General features: G+C 76.8%; 23 protein-coding genes. 12 read left to right on the forward strand and 11 right to left on the reverse strand.

What is annotated here, in order from left to right; genetic code table 11:
• Positions 1–261 precede the first annotated feature (261 nt).
• A complete protein-coding gene (locus UXQ13_RS05125) occupies positions 262–2,148 on the forward strand; it encodes a helix-turn-helix domain-containing protein (RefSeq protein WP_225231827.1) in 1,887 nt (628 codons plus the stop codon).
• 24 nt (positions 2,149–2,172) lie between these two features.
• Here UXQ13_RS05125 and UXQ13_RS05130 read toward each other — a convergent pair whose 3' ends face one another.
• From UXQ13_RS05130 to UXQ13_RS05140, 3 genes are read right to left on the reverse strand one after another with little or no spacing between them, the layout of a single operon-like run.
• The gene (locus tag UXQ13_RS05130; protein WP_225231826.1) at positions 2,173–2,922 is read right to left on the reverse strand and encodes a CbtA family protein; all 750 of its coding nucleotides are present in this window, start codon (positions 2,920–2,922) and stop codon (positions 2,173–2,175) included.
• Complete coding sequence (locus UXQ13_RS05135) at positions 2,922–3,125, reverse strand: CbtB-domain containing protein (RefSeq protein WP_225231825.1); 204 nt, start codon at positions 3,123–3,125, stop codon at positions 2,922–2,924. Before UXQ13_RS05135 ends, UXQ13_RS05130 begins: the two co-directional genes overlap by 1 nt.
• Before the next feature lie 52 nt (positions 3,126–3,177).
• On the reverse strand, positions 3,178–3,852 hold the full coding sequence (locus UXQ13_RS05140) for a (2Fe-2S)-binding protein (RefSeq protein WP_225231824.1): 675 nt from the start codon (positions 3,850–3,852) through the stop codon (positions 3,178–3,180).
• Positions 3,853–3,913: 61 nt separating this feature from the next.
• Here UXQ13_RS05140 and UXQ13_RS05145 point away from each other — a divergent pair, with 61 nt between their 5' ends.
• Positions 3,914–5,119 (forward strand): amidohydrolase family protein, encoded by a 1,206-nt coding sequence (locus UXQ13_RS05145; RefSeq protein WP_225231823.1) that lies wholly within the window; start codon positions 3,914–3,916, stop codon positions 5,117–5,119.
• On the opposite strand, the gene UXQ13_RS05150 is transcribed toward UXQ13_RS05145, so the two are convergent.
• Positions 5,110–5,943, reverse strand: coding sequence for a DUF998 domain-containing protein (locus UXQ13_RS05150; RefSeq protein ID WP_225231822.1), 834 nt, complete (start codon positions 5,941–5,943; stop codon positions 5,110–5,112). The two genes, UXQ13_RS05145 and UXQ13_RS05150, sit on opposite strands and share 10 nt — an antisense overlap.
• Positions 5,944–5,992: 49 nt before the next feature.
• Here UXQ13_RS05150 and UXQ13_RS05155 point away from each other — a divergent pair, with 49 nt between their 5' ends.
• Complete coding sequence (locus UXQ13_RS05155) at positions 5,993–6,376, forward strand: GntR family transcriptional regulator (RefSeq protein WP_225231821.1); 384 nt, start codon at positions 5,993–5,995, stop codon at positions 6,374–6,376.
• Positions 6,373–6,705, forward strand: coding sequence for a YnfA family protein (locus UXQ13_RS05160; protein ID WP_225231820.1), 333 nt, complete (start codon positions 6,373–6,375; stop codon positions 6,703–6,705). Before UXQ13_RS05155 ends, UXQ13_RS05160 begins: the two co-directional genes overlap by 4 nt.
• On the opposite strand, the gene UXQ13_RS05165 is transcribed toward UXQ13_RS05160, so the two are convergent.
• Both UXQ13_RS05165 and UXQ13_RS05170 read right to left on the reverse strand, forming a co-directional pair.
• Positions 6,680–7,102, reverse strand: coding sequence for a hypothetical protein (locus tag UXQ13_RS05165; protein ID WP_225231819.1), 423 nt, complete (start codon positions 7,100–7,102; stop codon positions 6,680–6,682). The two genes, UXQ13_RS05160 and UXQ13_RS05165, sit on opposite strands and share 26 nt — an antisense overlap.
• Positions 7,099–8,049 carry a WcbI family polysaccharide biosynthesis putative acetyltransferase gene (locus UXQ13_RS05170; protein ID WP_225231818.1) on the reverse strand — a complete coding sequence of 317 codons (951 nt, stop codon included), beginning with the start codon at positions 8,047–8,049 and terminating at the stop codon, positions 7,099–7,101. The genes UXQ13_RS05165 and UXQ13_RS05170 overlap by 4 nt, the downstream gene beginning before the upstream one ends.
• A gap of 84 nt (positions 8,050–8,133) precedes the next feature.
• Here UXQ13_RS05170 and UXQ13_RS05175 point away from each other — a divergent pair, with 84 nt between their 5' ends.
• On the forward strand, positions 8,134–9,357 hold the full coding sequence (locus UXQ13_RS05175; protein WP_225231817.1) for an MFS transporter: 1,224 nt from the start codon (positions 8,134–8,136) through the stop codon (positions 9,355–9,357).
• A gap of 3 nt (positions 9,358–9,360) precedes the next feature.
• Here the strand turns inward: UXQ13_RS05175 and UXQ13_RS05180 are convergent, their stop codons facing one another.
• Positions 9,361–9,561, reverse strand: coding sequence for a hypothetical protein (locus UXQ13_RS05180; protein ID WP_225231816.1), 201 nt, complete (start codon positions 9,559–9,561; stop codon positions 9,361–9,363).
• 64 nt (positions 9,562–9,625) lie between these two features.
• Between UXQ13_RS05180 and UXQ13_RS05185 the strand changes: the two genes are divergently transcribed.
• The 3 genes from UXQ13_RS05185 (at position 9,626) to UXQ13_RS05195 (ending at position 12,161) form a co-directional block, all read left to right on the forward strand.
• On the forward strand, positions 9,626–10,450 hold the full coding sequence (locus UXQ13_RS05185; protein ID WP_225231815.1) for a helix-turn-helix domain-containing protein: 825 nt from the start codon (positions 9,626–9,628) through the stop codon (positions 10,448–10,450).
• A 101-nt stretch (positions 10,451–10,551) separates the two neighbouring features.
• Positions 10,552–11,271 (forward strand): SDR family oxidoreductase, encoded by a 720-nt coding sequence (locus UXQ13_RS05190; protein WP_336391883.1) that lies wholly within the window; start codon positions 10,552–10,554, stop codon positions 11,269–11,271.
• Positions 11,268–12,161, forward strand: coding sequence for an SDR family NAD(P)-dependent oxidoreductase (locus UXQ13_RS05195; protein WP_225231813.1), 894 nt, complete (start codon positions 11,268–11,270; stop codon positions 12,159–12,161). Before UXQ13_RS05190 ends, UXQ13_RS05195 begins: the two co-directional genes overlap by 4 nt.
• On the opposite strand, the gene UXQ13_RS05200 is transcribed toward UXQ13_RS05195, so the two are convergent.
• Complete coding sequence (locus UXQ13_RS05200) at positions 12,116–12,970, reverse strand: SDR family NAD(P)-dependent oxidoreductase (RefSeq protein ID WP_225231812.1); 855 nt, start codon at positions 12,968–12,970, stop codon at positions 12,116–12,118. The genes UXQ13_RS05195 and UXQ13_RS05200 overlap by 46 nt on opposite strands.
• A gap of 92 nt (positions 12,971–13,062) precedes the next feature.
• On the opposite strand from UXQ13_RS05200, the gene UXQ13_RS05205 reads away from it, so the two are divergent.
• From UXQ13_RS05205 to UXQ13_RS23600, 3 genes are read left to right on the forward strand one after another with little or no spacing between them, the layout of a single operon-like run.
• The gene (locus tag UXQ13_RS05205) at positions 13,063–13,980 is read left to right on the forward strand and encodes a LysR family transcriptional regulator (protein ID WP_225231811.1); all 918 of its coding nucleotides are present in this window, start codon (positions 13,063–13,065) and stop codon (positions 13,978–13,980) included.
• A 53-nt stretch (positions 13,981–14,033) separates the two neighbouring features.
• Positions 14,034–14,681 carry a dihydrofolate reductase family protein gene (locus UXQ13_RS05210; RefSeq protein WP_225231810.1) on the forward strand — a complete coding sequence of 216 codons (648 nt, stop codon included), beginning with the start codon at positions 14,034–14,036 and terminating at the stop codon, positions 14,679–14,681.
• Between the two features lie 8 nt (positions 14,682–14,689).
• On the forward strand, positions 14,690–15,088 hold the full coding sequence (locus UXQ13_RS23600; protein ID WP_380095575.1) for a maleylpyruvate isomerase N-terminal domain-containing protein: 399 nt from the start codon (positions 14,690–14,692) through the stop codon (positions 15,086–15,088).
• Positions 15,089–15,138: 50 nt separating this feature from the next.
• Here the strand turns inward: UXQ13_RS23600 and malQ are convergent, their stop codons facing one another.
• Positions 15,139–17,019, reverse strand: coding sequence for a 4-alpha-glucanotransferase (gene malQ, locus UXQ13_RS05220; RefSeq protein WP_225231809.1), 1,881 nt, complete (start codon positions 17,017–17,019; stop codon positions 15,139–15,141).
• Between the two features lie 70 nt (positions 17,020–17,089).
• Between malQ and UXQ13_RS05225 the strand changes: the two genes are divergently transcribed.
• Entirely contained in the window at positions 17,090–17,746 is a 657-nt protein-coding gene (locus UXQ13_RS05225; RefSeq protein WP_225231808.1) for a hypothetical protein, read from the forward strand.
• 1 nt (position 17,747) lies between these two features.
• Here UXQ13_RS05225 and UXQ13_RS05230 read toward each other — a convergent pair whose 3' ends face one another.
• On the reverse strand, positions 17,748–18,572 hold the full coding sequence (locus tag UXQ13_RS05230; RefSeq protein WP_225231807.1) for an HpcH/HpaI aldolase/citrate lyase family protein: 825 nt from the start codon (positions 18,570–18,572) through the stop codon (positions 17,748–17,750).
• A gap of 46 nt (positions 18,573–18,618) precedes the next feature.
• Complete coding sequence (hrpB, locus tag UXQ13_RS05235; RefSeq protein ID WP_336391884.1) at positions 18,619–21,069, reverse strand: ATP-dependent helicase HrpB; 2,451 nt, start codon at positions 21,067–21,069, stop codon at positions 18,619–18,621.
• Positions 21,070–21,101: the final 32 nt, after the last annotated feature.

Consider the following 21,101-nt stretch of genomic DNA (forward strand, 5'->3'; position numbering starts at 1 on the left):
ACCGGACCGGGGTCCGGCACCGTCGTCGACGGCTTACCATCCGTGCACGGCAACACCGAGCGGATCTCGAACCTATGCGGCGCGTCGGGCGGCTCCGTATGGCGGAACTAGCCAAGAATGTGTGCAATGGGCCGGGTAGCTCTGACAGGATCCGTGGCGTGCGGTGGGCGGATGAGCGACATGGGGGAGATTCCGGTGACTGATCGTGAGCGCACAGTGACGCCGATCGCGGAGGGTATCCGCACGGCTCCGCTGCGTCAGGTGTCGCAGCGGTCGGAGCCGGCGCTGTCCCGGGTCGCCCCGACCGAGCGCACGGCGCTCGAGGACAGCATGGGGCTGTCGGTCACCCAGCTGCTGGCGCTCACCGACGGCACGCTGGTCGCCGGCTCCGCGGGGGCCGGTCGGGTGGTGCGCCAGGTGGTCGTCGACGACCCGGCCGACCCGCTCGCCGGCGCCGGTCCCGACGTCCTCGTCGTCCTCGGCGCCCGGCTGCCCCCGGCCGACCCGGGCCAGTGCCGGGCGCTGATCGAGCGGCTGACCGCGCTGGGCACCGCCGCCCTGGCCTACCGCGACTCCGACGGGCCGCCCGCGGTCCCGGCGGAGGTGCGCTACGAGGCCGACCGCCGCGGGTTCCCGATCGTCGCGCTGCCGCGCACCTCGCGGTTGGACCTGGTCGTGGCCGAGGTGTTCGGCGCGATCGTGTCCAAGCAGACCCAGGCGCTGAGCCTGGCCGACCGCATGCACAACCAGTTCATCGACGTGGCGCTCACCGGCGGCGGGCTGGCCGAGGTCACCGCGCAGGCCGCGACCTTCCTCGACGGGGCGGCAGTCCTGGGGCTGGGCCCCGACCGCGAGATCGCCACCAGCGCCGGCCCGCCGGACGACGTGACCGAGGTGCGGGACTGGCTGTGGCTGCTGGACGCCGCCGCCGACGACGCCTACTCCGACCTGCCCAGCGCCCGCCGCCTGTCGGAGAACCGCGCCGACCAGGCCATCGTCACCCCGGCCGACGTGCTGGCCGACGCCGACCTGTCCCCGGCCGACGGCATCCTGCTCGTGCCCGGGCACCACGAGCTGCCCGGTGGGGTCGGCGAGTACGCGGTCGCCCCGATCATGGCCGGGGACCAGCGGCACGGCTGGCTGGTCGCGGTCAACCGGCACGGCCCGATGCTGGTCGGCGCCGGCGCGGTCCTCGAGCGCGGCGCGGTCATCGCGGCGCTGTCGGAGATCCGCCACCAGGCGGTGCACTCGGTCGAGCTGCGCTTCCAGGGCGACATGGTGCGCCGGCTGGTCAGCGGCGCGATCGGGCACACCGAGCGGGCGCTGGCCTACACCCGGTCCTTCGGCTGGCGGCTGGACGGACCGGTCGTCGTCCTGGTCAGCGCCACCGAGACCGTCGCCGACGCCAACACCGACCCCACCCGTGCCCTAGACGTGCTGGACCGCCTGGCCGACGGCTGGCGGGCCGCGATCGACGGCGAGGTCGCCGGGGCGGCGGTGGCCGGGCTGGCCACCGAGATCGTCACGGTGCTGCCGCTGGACGGCCGCACGCCCGAGGAGCTGACCGCCCTGGTCGCCGCGGTCACCGGCCGGGTCAACGCCCGGCTGCGCCGGGTCGGCCGGGTGCTGGCCACCGGGATCGGCCGGCCGGCCCAGGTGCTGTCCGGCCTGGGCGACGCCCACCAGCAGGCCCAGCGGGCGCTGCAGGTCGGCCAGGAGATCCACGGCGACGCCACGGTCACCCACTTCGACCAGCTGGGCGTCTTCCGGCTGCTCTCGCTGATCCCGGACAGCTCGGAGCTGCGCTCCTACGTCGACGAGGTGCTGGGTTCGCTGGCCGACGCCTCCGACCCGGACTCCGCCGACCTGCGGGACACGCTGCGGGTGCTGCTGGAGACCAACCTCAACGTGGCCGAGTCCGCCCGCCGGCTGCACTTCCACTACAACACGATGCGCTACCGGATCGGCAAGCTCGAGCGGATGCTGGGGCCCTTCACCTCCGACCCCACGCTGCGGCTGAACCTGCTGCTGGCCCTGCACGCGGCCCGGATGCGCGGGCTGGACCAGGCGCACCGGCCGCCGGTGGAGGCCTCCGCGCTGCCGTTCCTGGACGACGGCCTGGAGTCGCTCTCCCACGCCCAGGGCTGAGCCCCCGGGCCCAGGGCGGTGGCCTCAGGCCCGGCGGGCCAGCCGGTCGACCAGGTAGCCGGCGGTGAGGCCCAGCGTGGTCCACAGCACGGCGAGCTGGCCCAGGGAGGCCAGCCGGAAGTCCCACACCACGGCGGCCGGCACGTCGGCGGCGATGGCGTCGGGGCTGTCGGGCACCAGCAGCACCATGGCCACGACCAGGGCCAGGGTGACCAGCACGCCCACCGCCGCGACGGCCGAAGGGTGCACCCCGCGGGCCTGCAGTGTGCCGACCAGCGCGCCGACCAGCAGCGCCGTCACCACCCCGGCACCGAGGACGGCGATGTAGATCGCCGTCCGGGCGTCGATGGTGTCCGGGTCGCCGACCGCGGGCGGGTTGGCCGGGATCGTGATCGCCGGCAGCAGCGCGAAGACCGCGAACCCGATCGCGGTGAGGACGGCCACCCGCGAGACATCGCTGCGCCCGGGCAGCCGGTGCCGGAGACCGGCGTACACCGCAGCGACGACGACGGAGAACACCACGGCGGCGATCACCGTGCCCAGGAAGCCGCCGAGGAGCTGCGTGCCGCGGCCGAACAGCTCCGCGGAGTGCTCGTGCGACCCGGCCGACCGGGCCTCCTCCAGCGCCAGCGCCGGGGCGATGGCGCGCTCGGTGACCACCATCGACCACAGGCCCGAGGCGGCACCGGCGACCAGGCCGGCGATGGCGAACCGGCCCAGCAGCGAGGCGAAGCGGGGCGCGGTCTGCCGCGGGGCGGCGAGGTCGCTGACCATCAGTGGCAGGGCATGCCGAGGGAGTGCCGGGCGTCGTGGAAGAACTCGTGGGCGACGTCCCCGGCCGAGGCCAGCACCGCGCCGTTGTCCTGGGCGACCAGGTACAGCGCGAACAGGGCGAGCATCGCCAGGGCCCAGGCCCAGGCCGGCACCGCGATGCGGGGCACCGCGACGCGGGTGGGGTTGTGCTGTGCGGAGGTCATGCGCGGACGCCAGGACCCGGTTCCCCTATCGGCCAAGGTCGCAGCTGCGCACTCACGCAGGCACAGGGTCCACCAAGACGCAGTCCCCACAGGTGCCGGCCCCGGGCAGCAGCTGGATCAGGCAGCACGAGCGCCGCACGAAGCTGCCGTCGGGCCGGCGGGCACCCCGGCCGCGCAGGGGACCGGTGGCGACCAGCGCGTCGACCAGCGCTCGGGCGCTGGGGGCGAGGTCGGGCCGGGCGGCGGCGACCACGACGCAGGTGCCGTGGACCGCGGAGACGACGTTGCCGGTCAGCACCTGCCCGGACAGCCCGGTCCCGGCGACCGTGTCCGTCCACGGCTGCACGAGCGGCCCCAGCCAGTGCTCGGCCAGCGCGGCCGCGATGGCCTCCGGGCCGGCGACGTCGACCCCGCGCACACCGGCCCACGCCATCGGCACCGGGTTGGACCCCACCGGCTGCAGGTGCACCGACGTCGGCACCGGCAGCACACCGGCCGCCAGCGCCGCGCCCACGGCCGGGGACAGCACCCGGGCGACGACCCCGAGGTGGACCAGCGAGTGCACCACCCGCGGTGCGGCGGCCGGGCCCAGCACCGCCCGCACCGCGGCGGCCCGCTCGCCCAGCAGCCGGTCCCCGTCGGCCAGGTCCACCCAGCCCGGACCGGGCTCGTCGTCCAGCGCGCAGAACGGCCCGAGCCGGGCGGCGGCGAGCAGGGCGGGGAGCACGCGGCCAGCCTGCCAGCGTGCGGTCACCGGCCCGTCACACCGCTGCGGTAGGAGTGGTCCCATGAGCGACCTCCTGGTGACCGATGCCCGCCTGCGCGACGGCCGGGTGGTCGACGTGCACGTCGCCGGGGGGCGGGTGGTCGCGCTGGCCCCGGTCGGCGAGCGCCCCCGCCCGGACGGCGTCCCCGTGGTCGCCGCCGACGGCGGGCTGGTCACCGAGCCGTGCGTGGACGGCCACCTGCACCTGGACAAGGTGCGCACCCTGCCGCTGGCCGGCGAGGCGGCCCTGGCCGCCTACACCGCCGACGGGATGGCGGAGTCCGCGGTGAGCATCGACCTGGCCAGCGCGGTGAAGGCGCACTGGTCGCTGGACCGGCTGCTGCCCGGCATCCGGGAGGTGCTGCAGCTCGGCGTCGAGCACGGCGTGCTGCACGTGCAGGCGTTCGTCGACGTGGACTCTGCCGCCGGCCTGGTCGGGATGGAGGCGGTGCTGACCGCCCGGGCCGAGGTCGCCGGCGTGGTCGACGTGTCCGTGGTGGCCTTCCCGCAGGACGGCGTGCTGCGCGACCCGGGCACCGCGGAGCTGGTGGAGGCCGCGCTGGACCTGGGCGCCGACGTGGTGGGCGGCATCCCGTGGATCGAGGACGGCGAGGCCGACCAGCGGGCGCACGTCGAGTGGGCCTGCACTCTGGCTGCCCGCCGCGGGCTGCGGGTGGCGATGCTGACCGACGACGCGCCGGACCCGGCCTACCGGACGACCGGGATGCTGGCGCAGGCGATGGTCGCCCACGGGCTGGTCGGCCGCGGTGTCGCCTGCCACGCCCGCGCGCTCGGCTCCTACGACGAGGCCGGGCTCGCCGAGGTCGTCGGGCAGGCCCGGGCCGCCGGGCTGGGCTTCGTCAGCGACCCGCACACCGGCGGCCGCGCGGTGCCGGTCCGCCGGCTGCTGGCCGAGGGCCTGCCGGTCGGGCTGGGCCAGGACGACGTGGAGGACGCCTACTACCCGTTCGGCCGGCACAACCTGCTGGAGGTTGCGTTCCTGGCCGCCCACCTGCTGGAGATGCGCACCGCACCGGACCTGGAGGTGCTGGTCGACCTGGTCACCACCGGCGCTGCCCGGGTGCTCGGGCTGGCCGGGTTCGGGCTGCGCGAGGGCGGACCGGGCGACCTGCTGGTGCACGACGCGGAGCGCACCGTGGACCTGCTGGCCCGGCACGCCGCACCCCGGGCCGTCGTCCGGGGCGGCCGGGTGGTCGCTCAGCGCTGACGGGGCGACTTCCAGGCGGCCTCCTCGTCGAAGGGCTCGTCGGGGTCGTCGGGGTCGGCCGCCGCCGTCTTCTTGGCGTGCGCCTCGAGCGCCTCGTCGCGCTCCCGGGCCCGGTCGAAGGCCTCGGCCCGCTCGAGCTCCCGGCGCTGCCGCTTGGTAAGCGGTGCGTCCTCGCCCTCGGGCAGGACGACCTGCCAGTCGTCGCCCTGCCGGACCAGCAGGACGGCGGCGACGGCGAGCCCGATCGGCAGCACGTAGGCGCCCACCCGCTCCATGCCGCCGTAGCCCAGCAGCTGGGTCACCCCGGTGCCGAAGAAGACCGTGCCGATGATGCCGACCAGGCCGAGCAGGGCCAGCACCGTGCCGACCGCCTCCGAGCGCGGGCGCAGGGCGTAGGCCAGCGAGATCAGGCCCAGCCCGCTGCCGACCAGGTAGAGGATGGCGCCGACGGTGTGCGTGGCCCCGCCGTCGTCGGAGGGGAACAGGCCCACGAGCACGGTGCCCACCGCGGCGGCCGACAGCAGCACCAGCGCGAGGCGACCGCCCAGGCCGACCAGCGCCGGGCGCAGCAGGGCCGCGCCGGCGGCGATCAGCACGCCCTGGGCGATGAACGAGGCGTTCATCAGGCCGGCGCCGGGGGACAGCGAGGTGCCCAGGTCGCTGATCGCTTGGTCCACCCGGCTGTAGCCGCCGAACCGGGCGACCGAGACCGCCTCCAGCACGAAGAACTGCAGCGTGAGCAGCCAGGCCGCACCTCCGGCGAGGTACCGGGTGCGGCTGAGGGAGGTGGGGGCCGGGGCCGTGCGGTCGTCGCTGTCGCTCACGGGGAACCATGGTCCCAGCCCTGCCGAGGGCTCGGCCAGACTGGGCCGCATGACCGGTGCGGTGGACCTGCGGATCCAGGTGGACGTCGGCAACGGCACGCCGCCCTACGAGCAGCTGCGGGCGCACATCGCCGAGCTGGTGCACGCCGGCGAGCTGGTCGAGGGCGACCGGTTGCCCACGGTGCGCGGGCTGGCCGAGCAGCTCGGCGTGGCGCCGGGCACGGTCGCCCGGGCCTACGCCGAGCTGGAGACCGACGCCCTGGTCGAGGGCCGCGGCCGGGCCGGCACGGTGGTCACCGGCGGGTCCGGCGACCCGGCCCGGGCCCGGCTGCGCTCGGCGGCCAACCGGCTGGTCGCCGCCGCCCGCGCCGACGGGCTGGACGACGACACCGTGCTGGCCGTCGTGCACGCCGCCCTCACCGATGCCCGGTGACCGGCCGCTCGATCGCGCTGTTCGGGCTGGCCGCGCTGCTGGAGATCGGCGGCGCCTGGCTGGTCTGGCAGGGCGTGCGGGAGCACCGCGGCTGGCTGTGGATCGGGGCCGGGGTGGTCGCGCTGGGCCTCTACGGCCTGGTGGCCGCCCAGCAGCCCGATGCCAGCTTCGGCCGGGTGCTGGCCGCCTACGGCGGGGTGTTCATCGCCGGGTCGCTGGCCTGGGCGGCGGTGGCCGACGGGTTCCGGCCCGACCGCTGGGACATCGCCGGCGCGCTGGTCTGCCTGGTCGGCGTGGCGCTGATCATGTACGCGCCGCGGTCGGGCTGAGCGCGCGCACGACCGCCCACTGCGCCGGGGACAGCCACGACGGGTTGCTTCCCGCGGGCATCCGCAGCACCTCGGCGTCCCGGGCGACCGGGTCGGCCAGCAGCGCCTCCCGGGGCACCGGCGCGGGCAGCAGGGCCCAGCGCACGCCCACGACCGGGCCGTCGGCGGAGTCCTGCACCCCGGCGGTCACCGTGCCGGTGGCGTGCACGCCGGGGTCCACCCGTCCGCTGCACCACAGCAGCACCGGGTCCCCGGGCGCCATCAGCCCCAGCCGGTAGGACGGCCGGACGCACCGGGTCAGCTCGACCGCGGTGCCCGGCGCCCAGCCGGGTTCGGGCAGCCGGGAGGACTTCAGCACCCAGCAGCCGACGTCGTCCCGGGTGAGCCGGCCGGTCACAGCCCCAGGGCCGCCGTCCGCTCGGCGTACTTCTCGACCGCGCGCCGGGCGACGTCGGGCTGCTCGGCGTAGAGCTGCAGCTGCGGGCCGGCGACCTCGGCCCACGGCACGTCCCGGCCGGCCAGCGACCAGCGCGGCCGGGCGGCGGCGGGGTCCAGCCCCAGCGCGGTGAGGACGGCGGCCTCCAGCGGCGCCCGCGAGCCGCCCAGCATCTGGTGGTCCGGGACGTCGGGCTCCCCGGGCCAGCCCAGCGTGGCGAGCACGCCGGCGCCCACCTCCCGCAGCGTGGCGTTGGCCGGGTGGTTCACCGTCCACATCGCCTCGGCGCCGCCGGCGACGACCGCGTCGGTGGTGTCCACGTCGAGGTCGGCGTTCCGGCGACGCAGCTCGGCCTGCGACCGCGCGGCGAGGTCCCGGACGGCGTCGGCGGCGGGCTCGAGCTCCTCGATCCGCGCGACGGCGCGGGCGACGTCCCAGCCACGCACAGCCGCGTCGAGCAGCCGCAGGTCGTGGTAGTCGGTCAGCGGGGCGTCCACCCGGCCGTCGGCGTCGTGGGCGTGCACCTGCCAGGGGAACAGGCCTTCGTAGTAGGTGGTCGGCACCCGGACCACCCGGGCGTCGGCCGGCAGCAGGGCGACCAGCTGCTCGCTGCCGCAGCCGGGCACCCGGTACTCGTCCTTCACCGGCTGGGTCACCAGCACCCCGGCCACGGCCATCAGCGCGTGCAGCCGGCCGACCTCGGCCTCGTCCATCTCGAACACCGGCGGCAGCCGGACGAACTCCACACCGTGGGCGGCACCGGCCGGGGCCACCATCCGGCGGATCGACTCGGCCTGGCAGTTGCCCCACACGAACCCGACGCTGCCCGGCTCGACGGTCGCCGGGTCGAGCTCGTGCCAGCGGCGGAGGTGCTCGGGGACCGCGACCTCGACCTGGTTGTCCGTCATGCCCCCAGCATCGGACCCCGACGTGAGATGGGCGACCCCGGCTGGCCCTGCGGGTGGTCGCTGCCGCAGGGTGGGCCCGTGCCGGTGACCGCCCTCGAGCTCCCTGAGGGCCACCGCGCCGGGGAGCGCGGGCTGCACCGGGCGTCGCTGTCGATCTTCCTGGCCGGCATCGCGGTGTTCGCGATGCTCTACGAGCCGCAGGCACTGCTGCCCGAGCTGACCCGGGCCTTCGACGTCACCCCGGCCGGGTCGACGCTGGCCATCTCGGTGTCCACGGTGGCCCTGGCGGTCGGCCTGCTGGTGCTGGGCCCGCTCTCGGACCGGCGCGGGCGCACCGGGATCCTGCAGCTGAGCCTGGCCACCTCGGCGGTGCTGGCGGTCGCCATCGCGCTGGCCCCGACCTGGCCGGTGCTGCTGGTGCTGCGCGGTGCCCAGGGGTTCGCCCTGGCCGGCTTGTCCGCGGTCGCGGTGGCTTACCTGCGCGAGGAGCTGCACCCCACGGTGACCTCGCGGGCCATCGGGCTCTTCATCGCCGGCAACGCGATCGGCGGGCTGACCGGCCGGCTGCTCGGCGGGTTCCTCACCGACCTCGGCGGCTGGCGGGTCGCCCTGGGTGGGGTGGCGGTGCTGGGCGTGGCGTGCGCGGTCGCCGTCCGGGTGCTCTTGCCGGCCCCGCGCCGGTTCCGCCCGGTGGACCGGTCGGGGTCCCTGCTGCGCTCGCTGGGCAGTGCGTTCACCGACCCCGCGCTGCTGATGCTCTACGCGGTCGCCGCATTCCTCATGGCCGCGTTCGTCGCGGTCTACAACGCCGGCACGTTCCGGCTGGAGTCCGCGCCGTACTCGCTGACCCCGGCGCTGGCCTCGCTGGTGTTCCTGGCCTACCTGCTCGGGTCGGCCAGCTCGCCGACCGCCGGGTGGCTGGCCGACCGGTCCAGCCGGCGGCTGGTCGTCCCGGTCTCGGTGCTGGTCATGGGCGCCGGCCTCGCGCTGACCCTGCTCGGCCCGCTGTGGTGCTTCGTGCTGGGGCTGTGCGTGCTCACCGTCGGGTTCTTCGCCGCGCACGCGGTCGCCAGCGGCTGGGTGGCCGCCCGCGCGGCGCTCGGCGGGCGGCCGGTCGGCCAGGCGGCCTCGCTGTACTCGTTCTGGTACTACGTCGGGTCCTCGATCGGCGGCACCCTGGCCGGCCAGGCCTGGCAGGGCAGCGGGTGGACCGCGGTGGCCCTGCTGGCCGGCGGGTTCACCCTGGCCACCCTGCTGCTGACCCTGGCGCTGGGCCGGACGAGGTCGCTGGACCCGACCGCGCGGTAGCGCTCAGGAGGTGGCGTCGTGCTCGTCGGCGCCCCTGGGCGCGGCGTCGTCGGAGCCCACGGCCTGGCGCTCCTGCTCGGTGCGGTGCTCGAGGACCTCGTCGGCCAGGTGCGGGTCCTTGGCGTGCTCCTGCCGGTCCCGCGGTGCGTTCTCCGTCGGGTCGATGACGTCGTCCAGGTGCGGGGTGTTCTCGGGGCTGGTCATGCCGTCGTCCCTTCCCCGGCCGGTGGGGGTGCCACACCCGGGCCCGGCGCGGGAGGATGTGCGGGTGCCCGGTACCCCCGCAGCGACCTGGCGGGCCCTCGACGTCCGGCGGGTGCAGGACCCGGCCGAGACCGAGGACCTGCGCATCGCCGGGGCCGACGTCCAGCGGGTGGTGGTCCTGCAGCGCGGCCGCAAGCGGATCGAGTCCGCCGGCGGCGGGCGGTGGCGCTCGGCGGAGCACGGTCCGGGCACGGTCAGCCTGACCGCGCCGGGCCGGGAGACCCGGCTGCGCTGGCGGGCCACCTCGCCGGACCCGGTGGTCACCCTGCAGGTGCAGCTGCCCGGGACGACGCTGCGCGCGGTGGCCGGCCAGCTGCGGCCGGGGGCGGCCGTCCCCGAGCTCGACCTGCTGCGCGACGACGACGACGTGACCGCCGCCCTGGTGGGCGGGCTGGCCCGCGCGCGGGCCGACGGCGCCCCGGAGATGTACGCCGAGGCCGCCGCCCAGTACCTCGCGGTGCACCTGCTCACCCGGTACGGCGGGCTCCCCGGCGCGGGTGCCCCCGCCCGGGAGGTCCGGCGGACCGCGGCGGTCCGGGCCCACGTGCGCGAGCACCTCGCCGACCCGCTGACCCTGGCCGAGCTGGCCGCCGTCGCGGGCCTGTCGCCCTGGCACTTCCTGCGGGTGTTCCGCGCCGAGACCGGGACCACGCCGATGCGCTTCGTGGCCGCGGCCCGGCTGCAGGAGGCCGGTCACCTGCTGCGGACGACCAGCCGGTCGGTCACCGACATCGCCTACGCGTGCGGCTTCAGCAGCCCGGGCCACCTGACGACCGCGTTCACCCGGCACGTGGGCACCACACCGACCCGGTTCCGCGCCAGCACCTGAGCAAGCGGGTGGAAGCACGGCGCAACCGGGTGGAAGCGGAGCGCCCGCGGGCTTCCTAGCGTCGGGGCATGACCACAGCTGAGCAGCCACCAGGACCACGCGTGGCCGTCGTGACGGGGGCGTCGGGCGGCATCGGGGCCGCCGTCGCCCGGCGGCTGGCCGCCGACGGGATGACCGTCGTCGTCGCCTACGCCGGCCGGCGCGAGCGGGCCGACGAGGTCGTCGCCGCCATCACCGCACAGGGCGGGACGGCGACCGCGCACCGCGCCGACGTCGCCGACGAGACCGAGGTCGGCGCCCTGTTCGACCGGGCCGAGGAGCTGTACGGGGGCGTGGACGTCGTCGTGCACGCCGCCGGCATCATGCTGCTGTCCCCGCTGGCCGACCTGGACCTCGCCGACTTCGACCGGATGCACCGGACCAACGTCCGCGGCACCGTGGTGGTGGACCAGCAGGCGGTCCGCCGGCTGCGCCGCGGGGGAGCGCTGGTCAACTTCTCCACCTCGGTGACGTCGCTGGCGCTGCCCGGCTACGCCGCCTACGTCGCCACCAAGGGCGCGGTGGACGCGCTGACCATGGTGCTGGCCAAGGAGCTGCGCGGCCGGGACGTCACGGTGAACGCGGTGGCCCCCGGCCCGACCGCGACGCCGCTGTTCCTGGACGGCAAGGACCAGGCCACGATCGACCGGCTGGCCGCGGCGCCCCCGCTGGAACGGCTGGGGCAGCCCGAGGACATCGCGGAGACCGTGGCGTTCCTGGCCGGTCCGGGCCGCTGGGTCAACGGCCAGGTGCTGCTGGTCAACGGCGGGGTGGCCCGGTGACCGCGCAGGTGGTCCTGGTCACCGGCGCCTCCAGCGGCTTCGGCGCGATGACGGTGCGCGCGCTGGCCGGCGCCGGGCACACCGTGTGGGCCGGGGTGCGGCAGACCACGGCCCGCAACGCCCCCGCCGTGGCCGACCTCGACGCGCACGCCGCGGAGCACGGCGTCGACCTGCGCGCCGTCGAGCTCGACGTGTCCGACCAGGACTCCGTGGACGCCGGGGTGGCCCGCGTGCTCGCCGAGTCCGGACGGCTGGACGTCGTGGTGCACAACGCCGGGCACATGGTGCTGGGCCCCACCGAGGCCTTCCTGCCCGAGCAGCTGGCCGCGGCCTACGACGTCAACGTGCTGTCCACCCAGCGGGTCAACCGGGCCGCGCTGCCGCACCTGCGGGCGCAGGGCAGCGGCCTGCTGGTCTGGATCGGGTCCTCCAGCACCCGCGGGGGGACGCCGCCGTACCTGGCGCCGTACTTCGCGGCCAAGGCGGCCGAGGACGCCCTGGCGGTCAGCTACGCCGCCGAGCTGGTCCGCTTCGGCATCGAGACCACGATCGTCGTCCCGGGGTCGTTCACCAGCGGCACGAACCACTTCGCCAACGCCGGGCAGGCCGCCGACGCCGAGGTGGCCGCCGCCTACGACGCGCGGTACGCCGGGCTGATGGGCCAGGTGGGGCAGAAGCTGGCGGAGCTGTCCCCGCCCGACGCCGACCCGGCCGAGGTGGCCCGCGCGGTCGTCGCCGCCGTCGACGCCGAGCCGGGGCGCCGGCCCTACCGGGTGCACGTCGACCCGGCCGACGACGGAGCCGAGGAGGTCAACGCCGTCGGCGACCGGGTGCGCCGGGAGTTCTACGGCCGGATCGGGCTGGCCGACCTGCTGGGGCCGACCGGCTGACCGAAGGCCGCCAGGGCGACCGGCTCCCACTCCGCCCAGGTGGCGAGCCGGTCGGCGTAGATCGCGGCGACGTCGGTGAAGGACCGGCCGAAGAACACCCGGTGCGGCGGCACCGGCGCGTCGACCACCCGGAGCAGCGCGGCCCGGGTGGCCGCCGGGTCACCGACCTCGAAGGTGCCCTCGGCGGCCGCCCGGACGGCGTCGTAGGCCGGCAGCGGCGCACTGGTCCGCGATCCCCGGGACAGCCAGTCGGTCGCATAGGGGCCGGGCTCCACGTTGGTGACGTGGATCCCCAGACCCTCGACCTCCTGCCACAGCGACTCCGACAACCCCTCCACCGCCCACTTCGACGCGTGGTAGGCACCGATGCCCGGGAACGCCCGGACGCCGCCCTCGCTGGTCACCTGCAGCAGGTGACCGTGGCCCTGCGCGCGGAACACCGGCAGCGCGGCCTGGGTGACCCACGCCGCGCCGAAGAAGTTGGTCTCCATCTGGTCCCGGAGCTCCTGCTCGGTGAGCTCCTCGACCATGCCGAAGTGGCCGTAGCCGGCGTTGTTGACCACCACGTCGAGCCGGCCGAGGTGCTCCTGCGCCCGCTGCACCGCGGTCAGGACCGCGGCCCGGTCGCGGACGTCGAGCTCGAGGGTGAGCACCGCGTCGCCGAACCGGTCGGCGTAGTCCGCCACGGCGTCCAGCCGACGGGCGGTGGCCACGACCCGGTCCCCGCGCTCGAGCGCCGCCTCGGTCCACAGCCGGCCGAACCCGGTGGACGTCCCGGTGATGAACCACGTCTTCCCTGCTGTCTGCATGCCCCCACCCTCGGTCCGGGACGGGGGGCTGCACCAGCGAGGGAACGGCACCGCAGCCATGCCCGGACGGAATGGCGGGCAGGATGGTCCCGGTGACCCTGGACGTGTCCTCGCCGGCGCTGCGGTCCCTGCGGGCGATCGCCGAGTCCGGGTCGTTCACCGCGGCGGCCGAGCGGCTGGGCTACACGCAGTCGGCGGTGTCCAAGCAGGTCCGCGCCCTGGAGACCGCTGCCGGGGCGACCCTGTTCGTGCGGGCGCCGCGCGGGGTGGCGCTGACCGCCGCCGGCCGGGCGCTGCTGCAGCGGGCCGAGGTCGTGCTGGACCAGCTGGACGCCGCCGAGCAGGACATCGCCGCCCTCGGTGCCCGGGTCGGCGGCCGGGTGGCGCTCGGCGGCTTCCCGACCACGGCCGTGGACCTGGTGCCGCGGGCCCTGGCCCTGCTGCGCACCAGCACCCCGGACGTGGACGTCGACTTCCGGCAGCTGTCCACCCCCGCCCAGCTGCGGCAGCTGCGCTCCGGCCGCCTCGACCTGGGCGTCGTCGCCGTGAACCCGGGGTCGGCCGACCTCGACGGCCTGGCCACCGCACCCCTGCCCAGCGGGCCGCTGCTGGTCGCCGTCCCCGCGGGCCACCGGCTGGCCGGCACCGGACCGGTCGCGCCGGCCGACCTCGCCGGGGAGCGGTGGGTCGTCGGCCAGGGCGAGGCGGGGGAGCCCCAGTTCGGCGTGTGGCCGGGACTGCCGGAGGCCGACGTGGCGGCGCGGGCGCGGGACTGGTCGACCCGGCTGGGCTACGTGGCCGCCGGCCTCGGCGTGACGTCCATCCCCGCGCTGGCGGCCGCGGCCGTCCCCGCCGGGGTGGTGACCGTGCAGGTGGCGCAGCCGGTGCCCCGCCCGCGCCGGCTCACGCTGGCCTGGGCGCACGAGCCGGGTCCGGCCGTCGCCGCGGTGCGCGAGGCGCTGACCAGGACCGCGGAGCTGCTGGCCGAGCCCTGGACGGCGGACCGATGAGTCACGGTGGGCACGGCAGTCTGACCCGCGACGACCCCTGATCCGGAGGACAGATGGCGCAGCAGGTGCGGGTGCAGAACTTCACCGTCTCGGCGGACGGCTACGGCGCGGGGGAGGGCCAGAGCCTGGAGCGGCCCTTCGGCGCCGCCGACCCCGGCGAGCTGATGGCCTGGGCGCTGGCGACGGCGAGCATGCCCGGGATGGGCCGGCTCGACAGCAGCCGCGGCCTGGACGACCGGCTGGTGCGGGACTTCGGCAACGGCATCGGCGCCGAGATCATGGGCGCGCACAAGTTCTCCCCGCACCGGGGTCCGTGGACCGACCTGGAGTGGCAGGGCTGGTGGGGCGAGGACCCGCCCTTCCACGTCCCGGTGTTCGTCATGACCCACCACGAGCGGCCCTCGTTCACCCTGTCGGACACCACGTTCCACTTCGTGTCCGGGGAACCCGCGCAGGTGCTGGAGCAGGCCCTGTCCGCGGCCGGCGGGGGCGACGTCCGGCTCGGCGGCGGGGCGCAGAGCATCCGCGCCTTCCTGGACGCCGACCTGGTCGACCAGCTGCACGTCGCCGTCGCCCCGGTCGAGCTGGGCGCCGGCAGCCGGCTGTGGACCTCCCCGGCGGAGCTCGACGACCGGTTCCACCACGAGGAGGTGCCCAGCGCGACCAGCGGGGTGGTGCACCACCTGCTGTGGCGACGGTGAGCGGCCCCGTGCCCACCGACGACGAGCTCTGGCGGGCCGCCGCCCGGGAGCGGGCGGCGCTCGCCGACGACCTGGCGACGCTGACGCCGGAGCAGTGGCGCCGGCCCAGCCTCTGCCGGGGCTGGGGCGTCGAGGAGGTCGTGGCGCACCTGACCGCGGCGGCCAGCCTCGGCCGGGGCGCCTGGCTGCGCAGCATGGCCGGTGCCCGGTTCCGGTCCGCCGTCCCCTCGGCCTGGCCCACGACCCGGACCCGGCCACCCTGGCCGCGGTGCTCCGGTTCGCGGTCGCCCGCGACTTCACGGTGGCCGGCCGCACCACGGCGGCCGGCCTGGCGCTGCGGGCCGACGACGGGCCGTTCGCCGCCGGCGAGGGCCCGGAGGTCACCGGTCCCACGCTGTCGCTGCTGATGGTCGTCGCCGGCCGGGCCGCCCACCTGGACGACCTGGCCGGCGACGGACTACCCCTCCTGCGGGAGCGCCTCGCGGGCTGAGGGTCGGGCCAGCCCGCGGCCGAGCTCCCGGGCGACGGTCTGCACGCCGCGGTGCCCGGCCAGCTGGTCCACCGGGACCGGCAGCGGCAGGCACCAGTTGGGCCGCTGCATCGCCCCGGGCACGTTGGGCCGCCGCTCGACGCCCAGGGCGTCGTCCAGGGTCGCCGAGAGCAGGGTGCACGGGGCGGTGGCCAGCAGGCGGTGCGCGCGCTCCACGGCCTTGGCCACGCCCATCTTCTTCGTGGGGCCGTCCGGGTGGCCGGTGAGGTGGGCGAGCAGCTGCTGCCGGTCGGACTCCAGCTGCTCGCGCTCCCCGGTGCCCAGCTCGACCTGCTCGGCGACGTCGGAGCCGGTCCACAGCCCGGCCACGGTCGGCAGGTCGTGGGTGGTGATGGCCCCCATCGACGCGGCCGGCCAGTCGGCGGGGGCGTCGTCCTCGAACCACAGCAGGCGGTAGGACAGCACGCCGTGCTCGGCCATGGCCTCCCGGACGCCGTCCTCGACGGTGCCCAGGTCCTCGCCGACCACGACGGCCTGCGCGCGGTGGCTCTCCAGCGCGACGATGCCCAGCAGGTCCTCGGCCGGGTAGCGCACGTAGGCGCCCTTCGTCGGGTCGCCGCCGGGCACCCACCACAGCCGGAACAGGCCCATCACGTGGTCGATCCGCAGCCCGCCGGCGCCGGCCATGGTCGACCGGATGGACTCCACGAACGGGGCGTAGTCCGCCGCCCGCAGCCGCCAGGGCACCAGCGGCGGGGAGCCCCAGTCCTGGCCGGCGGCGTTGAACGCGTCCGGCGGGGCACCGACGCTGACCCCGCCCTGGGCCAGCACGTCCTGCCAGGCCCAGGCGTCGGCGCCGCCGCCGGACACCCCGATCGGCAGGTCCTGGATCACCGTGAGGTCGCCGGTGGCGTCGGCCAGCTGGCCGTCCAGCAGCCACTGCAGCCAGGCGTGGAAGGCGACCTGCGGCTCGTGCGCGGTCGACCACTCCCGGACGGCGGCCGAGCGCGGGTCGCGCAGGTCGGCCGGCCAGTCCGGCCAGTTCGCGCCGTGCTCGTCGGCGATCGCCGACCAGTTCGCCCAGTCCTGCAGCGGCTGGCCCTGGTGCCACCACCAGTCCCGGAAGCCCTCCGGCGACGGGTCGGCGTCGAAGGTGCGCTGCAGCACGCCGCGCTTGAACGCCCAGATGGCGTCCCGGTCGATGAGCTCGCCGTCGTTCAGCTCGGCGGCCCGGGCCCGGTCGGAGTCGGTCAGCTGCACGCCGGGGACGTCGTCCAGGCGCAGGTAGACCGGGTTGCGGAAGCGGCGGGTGGCCGGCAGGTACGGGCTGTCCTCCTGGTCGGCGCCGGGGCCGACGGCGTGCAGCGGGTTGACCAGCACGAAGCCGGCGCCCTGCGACTCCGCGAGCTCGCGGACGGTGCGCAGGTCGGCCAGGTCGCCGATGCCGGCGGACCCGGTGCCGCGCGCGGCGTAGAGCTGCACGGCCCATCCCCAGCTGCGGTCCTCGGGCAGCCAGCAGCGCCCGGGGTGCACGACCAGCAGGCGGTCGCCGCCGTCGGGGGTCCGCAGGCGGTGGTACCCCAGCGGCATGTCCTCGGGCAGCTCGCCGTCGACGTCCACGCTGGTGCCGTCCTCGCAGACCACCAGCGCGAGGTCGACCTCCAGGGCGTCCCCGGGCATCGCCACGATCGGGGCGGTGTCCTCGAGGTCGGCCGGCGGTTCGCCGACCACCTCGCGCAACCGGTCGATCGTGGCCTGGTCGACGGTGTGCTCGGTGTCCAGGGCGTCGAGCCAGGTGGCGTCGATGCCCCAGCGGTCGGTCACGGGTGGGGTGGGTTCCGTCGTCACCCGTCCATCCTCCGGGCTGCCGACGCGGGCCGCCGGGCGGCGTCGGCGTGTCCGCGGTGGGATGGGCGACATGACCCGTTGGCTGCTCTGCCACCCGCCGCTGCTGGGCCCCGCGACCCTGCGCCCGCTCGCCGCCGAGCTGCGGGCCGGGGGAGCGGTCGTCGTCGTCCCCGACCTGCGGGCCGCCGTCGAGACGGCGGAGGGCTGGTGGGACCGGTACGCCCGCACGGCCGCCGACGCGGTGCCGGGCGGGGCCGACGTCGTCCTCGGCTGGTCCGGCGCCGGCGTGGTGCTGCCGCAGGTCGCGGTCGCGGTGGGCGCGACCCGGGTGGTGTGGGTGGACGCCGTCGTGCCGGCCGCGACGGGCACGACCTACCCCTCGCGCGAGCTGCGGTCGCGGGTGGCGGCGCTGGCCCGCGACGGCGCGATCGCCCCGTGGCCGACCTGGTGGGGCCCGGACGCGATGGCCGAGCTCGTCCCGGACGACGCGCTCCGCGCCGAGATCACCGCGGAGGCGCCGTCGCTGCCGCTGGACCTCTACGACGAGGGCGTGCCGGTGCCCGAGCGGTGGCCGGACGGCGAGGTCACCTACCTGCACCTGTCGCCGGCCTACGACGCCGACGCGGCGGAGGCCGGCCGGCGGGGGTGGCGGGTGGTCGGCGACGGCGCCGGTGCGCACACCGACGTCGCCACCGACCCCGCCGGGGTCCTGGCGCTGCTGGGCTGACTCAGGCGGGCTGGACGCCGAACGCCGTCGCCAGCGTCATGATCTTGCGGGCCCGGCCGAGCCGGGGCAGGTCGCTGCCGTCCCGGATGACCTGGCCGCGGGCCTCGAAGTCGGCGAGGAACTCCGTGGCCCAGGCGACGTCCGAGGGCGTGGGGGAGATGACCTCGTTGATCACCGGCAGCTGGTCGGTCTGCAGGCAGAGCTTGCCGGTGAGGCCGAGGGAGACGGTGACCTCGGTGGCGTCGCGCAGCACGCCGTGGCTGGAGCCGACGGTCGGGCCGTCGATCGGGCCGGGCAGGTTGCCCACCCGGCTGGCGATGACCAGGCGGGAGCGGGGGTAGGCCATGGCCAGGTCGTCGGCGGCGGTGCCGGTGTCGCGGCGGTAGTCACCGGACCCGAACGCCAGCCGGAACGCACCGCGGGCCGAGGCGATCCGGACGGACTCCTCGATGCCCAGCGCGGACTCGACCAGGGCGAGCACCCGGGTGGCACCGCCCAGGCGGTCGAAGGTCTCGGTGACGTGGCTGCCGTCCTCGGTCTTGGCCAGCATCACCCCGGCCAGGCCCGGCAGGCCGGCGAGGGCGGCGACGTCGTCGGCCCAGAACGGGGTCGAGTGGTCGTTGATCCGGACCCAGGCCGAGCGCTCGCGGGCGGTGCCCAGGTACTCCACGACCGACGCGCGGGCCTGCGGCTTGGCCTTGGGGTCGACCGCGTCCTCGATGTCGAGGATGACCTGGTCGGCCCGGGAGGCCAGGGCGGAGTCGAACTCCGCGTGGTCCCGCGCGCCGTTGACCAGCAGCCAGGAGCGGGAGATGTCGGCTTCCACGGTTCGTCTCTGCACGCGGCGATCCTCCCCCTAGGACCGCTGTCACTCAGGGGCGGGGCTTGGCCCGTCGGGTCGGCACCGCCCGGGCGGGGTCCTCGGGCCACGGGTGCTTGGGGTAGCGGCCCTTGAGCTCGCTGCGCACGGTGGGGTAGCCGGTGGTCCAGAACCCGGCCAGGTCCCCGGTCGTGGCCACCACCCGGCGGGCCGGCGACAGCAGCTCCAGCCGCAGCGGACGGCCGGCGACCGTGGGCGTCTCGGACCAGCCGAACGCCTCCTGCACCCGCATGGACGCCGTCGGGCTCTCCGGGTTGGCGTAGTCCACCCGGTGCCCGGTGCCGCCGGGCACGGTGATCTTCTCGGGGACGACGTCCTCCAGCGTCCCGGCGACCTGCCACGGCACCAGGGCCCGCAGCGCGGCCACCACGTCCAGCCGGCGGAGGTCGGCGCGGCTGCGGGCGGCCCGGACCTGCGGCGTGGCGCCCAGCGCGGTGCGCAGCGCGTCGTCGTCGACGGCGGGCCACGGGTCGCCCAGCCCGGCGTGCGCGGCGGCCAGGCGCTCCCGCAGGTTCGTCGCGGCCGGCGTCCAGCGCAGCAGCGCCAGGCCCTCGGTGCGCAGGCCCTCGGCCACCGCGGCGGCGACCAGCTCGGGGTCCGGGTCGGGCAGCGGGCGCTCGGTCAGCACGATCGCGCCCAGCCGCTCGACACGGGCGGCCCGCACGTCGCCGTCCCGCCAGGTGACCTCCGGGCCGTCGGTGTGCGCACCGACCTCCAGCGCGGTGGCCTGGTCGACCGCGACGGCCAGCCGCACCCGGGCGTCGCGCCGTCCCGGCGCCCGGTCGGCGGCGGCGACCGCGATCCACTCGGCGCCGGACAGCGCGGTGCCCTGCGGCAGCTCCGCGCCGGTGCCGGCGGCCAGCAGGTAGGTGCGCTCGGTGCGCGGCCGGCGGCGGGCCAGCCACTCCGGGTGCGCCAGCGCGGTGACCAGGCCGGCGGCCTGGTCGTCGGTCAGGTCGGTCCGCCGGACGTCGGGGACGGCGCGCTCCAGCCGGGAGACCTCGTCCCGCCACGGCCCGTGCCCACCGCGGGCCTCGCGGAGCGCGGCGACCAGGTCGTCGGAGCGCGGGCTGCTGTCGGCCGAGAGCAGCGCGACCACCTCGGCGGCCCGGCGCCGGCCGGCCAGCGGGGCGCCGTCGACCAGCGCGCGGGCCAGCCGGGGGTGCGCGCCGACCGCGGACAGCCGCCGGCCCCGGTCGGTCACCCGGCCCGCGTCGTCGACCGCGCCCAGGGTGCGCAGGGTCTGCCCGGCGACCGCCATCGCGGCGTCCGGGGGCGGGTCCAGCAGCGCCAGGCCGACCCCGCCGGGGGCGCCCCAGGTCGCCAGCTCCAGCGCGACCTGGGTGAGGTCGGCGGTGGCCATCTCCGGCTCGGGTGCGGCCGGGCGGCGGGCGTGCTCGGCCTCCGACCACAGCCGGTAGACCCGGCCCGGCCCCTCCCGCCCGGCCCGGCCGGCCCGCTGGGTGGCCGCGGCCTGCGACGCCGGCACGGTCACCAGGGCGCCCAGACCGCGGGACAGGTCCACCCGCGGGGTGCGGGCCAGCCCGGCGTCCACCACCACCCGGACGCCGGGGACGGTCAGGCTGGACTCGGCGACGTCGGTGGCCAGCACCACCCGCCGGCGCGGGCCCGGGGTCAGCGCGGCGTCCTGGTCGGCCGCGGGCAGTCGGCCGTGCAGCGGCCGGACGTCGACGTCCAGCCCGCCGAGCCGGCGCTGCACCCCGCCGATCTCGGCGGCCCCGGGCAGGAACACCAGCACGTCGTGCCCGGTCTCGGTCAGCGCCCGGCGGACGGTGTCGGCGACGGCGTCCAGCAGCCGTGGGTCGACCCGGGTGCCCAGCGGCGGCTGCACCGGCGGCCGCGGCGGGCACCACACGGTCTCGACGTCGAACAGCGCGCCCGTCGCCTCGACGACCGGTGCGTCCCCGAGCAGCGCGCTCAGCCGTTCCGCCTGCGCGGTCGCCGACATGGCCAGCAGCCGCAGCTCGGGCCGCAGCGTGGCCCGGACGTCGAGGGCGAAGGCCAGCGCCAGGTCGGTGTCGGTCTGCCGCTCGTGCACCTCGTCCAGCACCACGGTGTCCACCCCGGGCAGGTCGGGGTCGGCCTGCAGCCGGCGCAGCAGCAGGCCGGTGGTGACCACCTCGACCCGGGTGGCCGCCGAGCGCCTGGACTCCCCGCGGACGCTGAACCCGACCCGGTCGCCCACCCGCTCGCCGAGCAGCGACGCCATCCGGCGGGCCGCGGCACGGGCGGCCACCCGGCGTGGCTCGGCGACCAGCACGGTGCCCTCCCCGGCGAGGGCCAGCGGGACCAGCGAGGTCTTGCCGGTGCCGGGCGGGGCGACCAGCACCGCGGTGCCGTGCGCGGCCAGGGCCGCGGTCAGCTCGCCGAGGACGGCGCGCACCGGCAGGTCGGTGCCGGGTGTCCCGGGAGGTGGCAGCACGGCCCCAGTCTGGCGGGTCGCAGCCGGGCGGC

It is taken from the genome of Klenkia terrae, assembly GCF_037083865.1.
GTDB classification, from domain to species: domain Bacteria; phylum Actinomycetota; class Actinomycetes; order Mycobacteriales; family Geodermatophilaceae; genus Klenkia; species Klenkia terrae.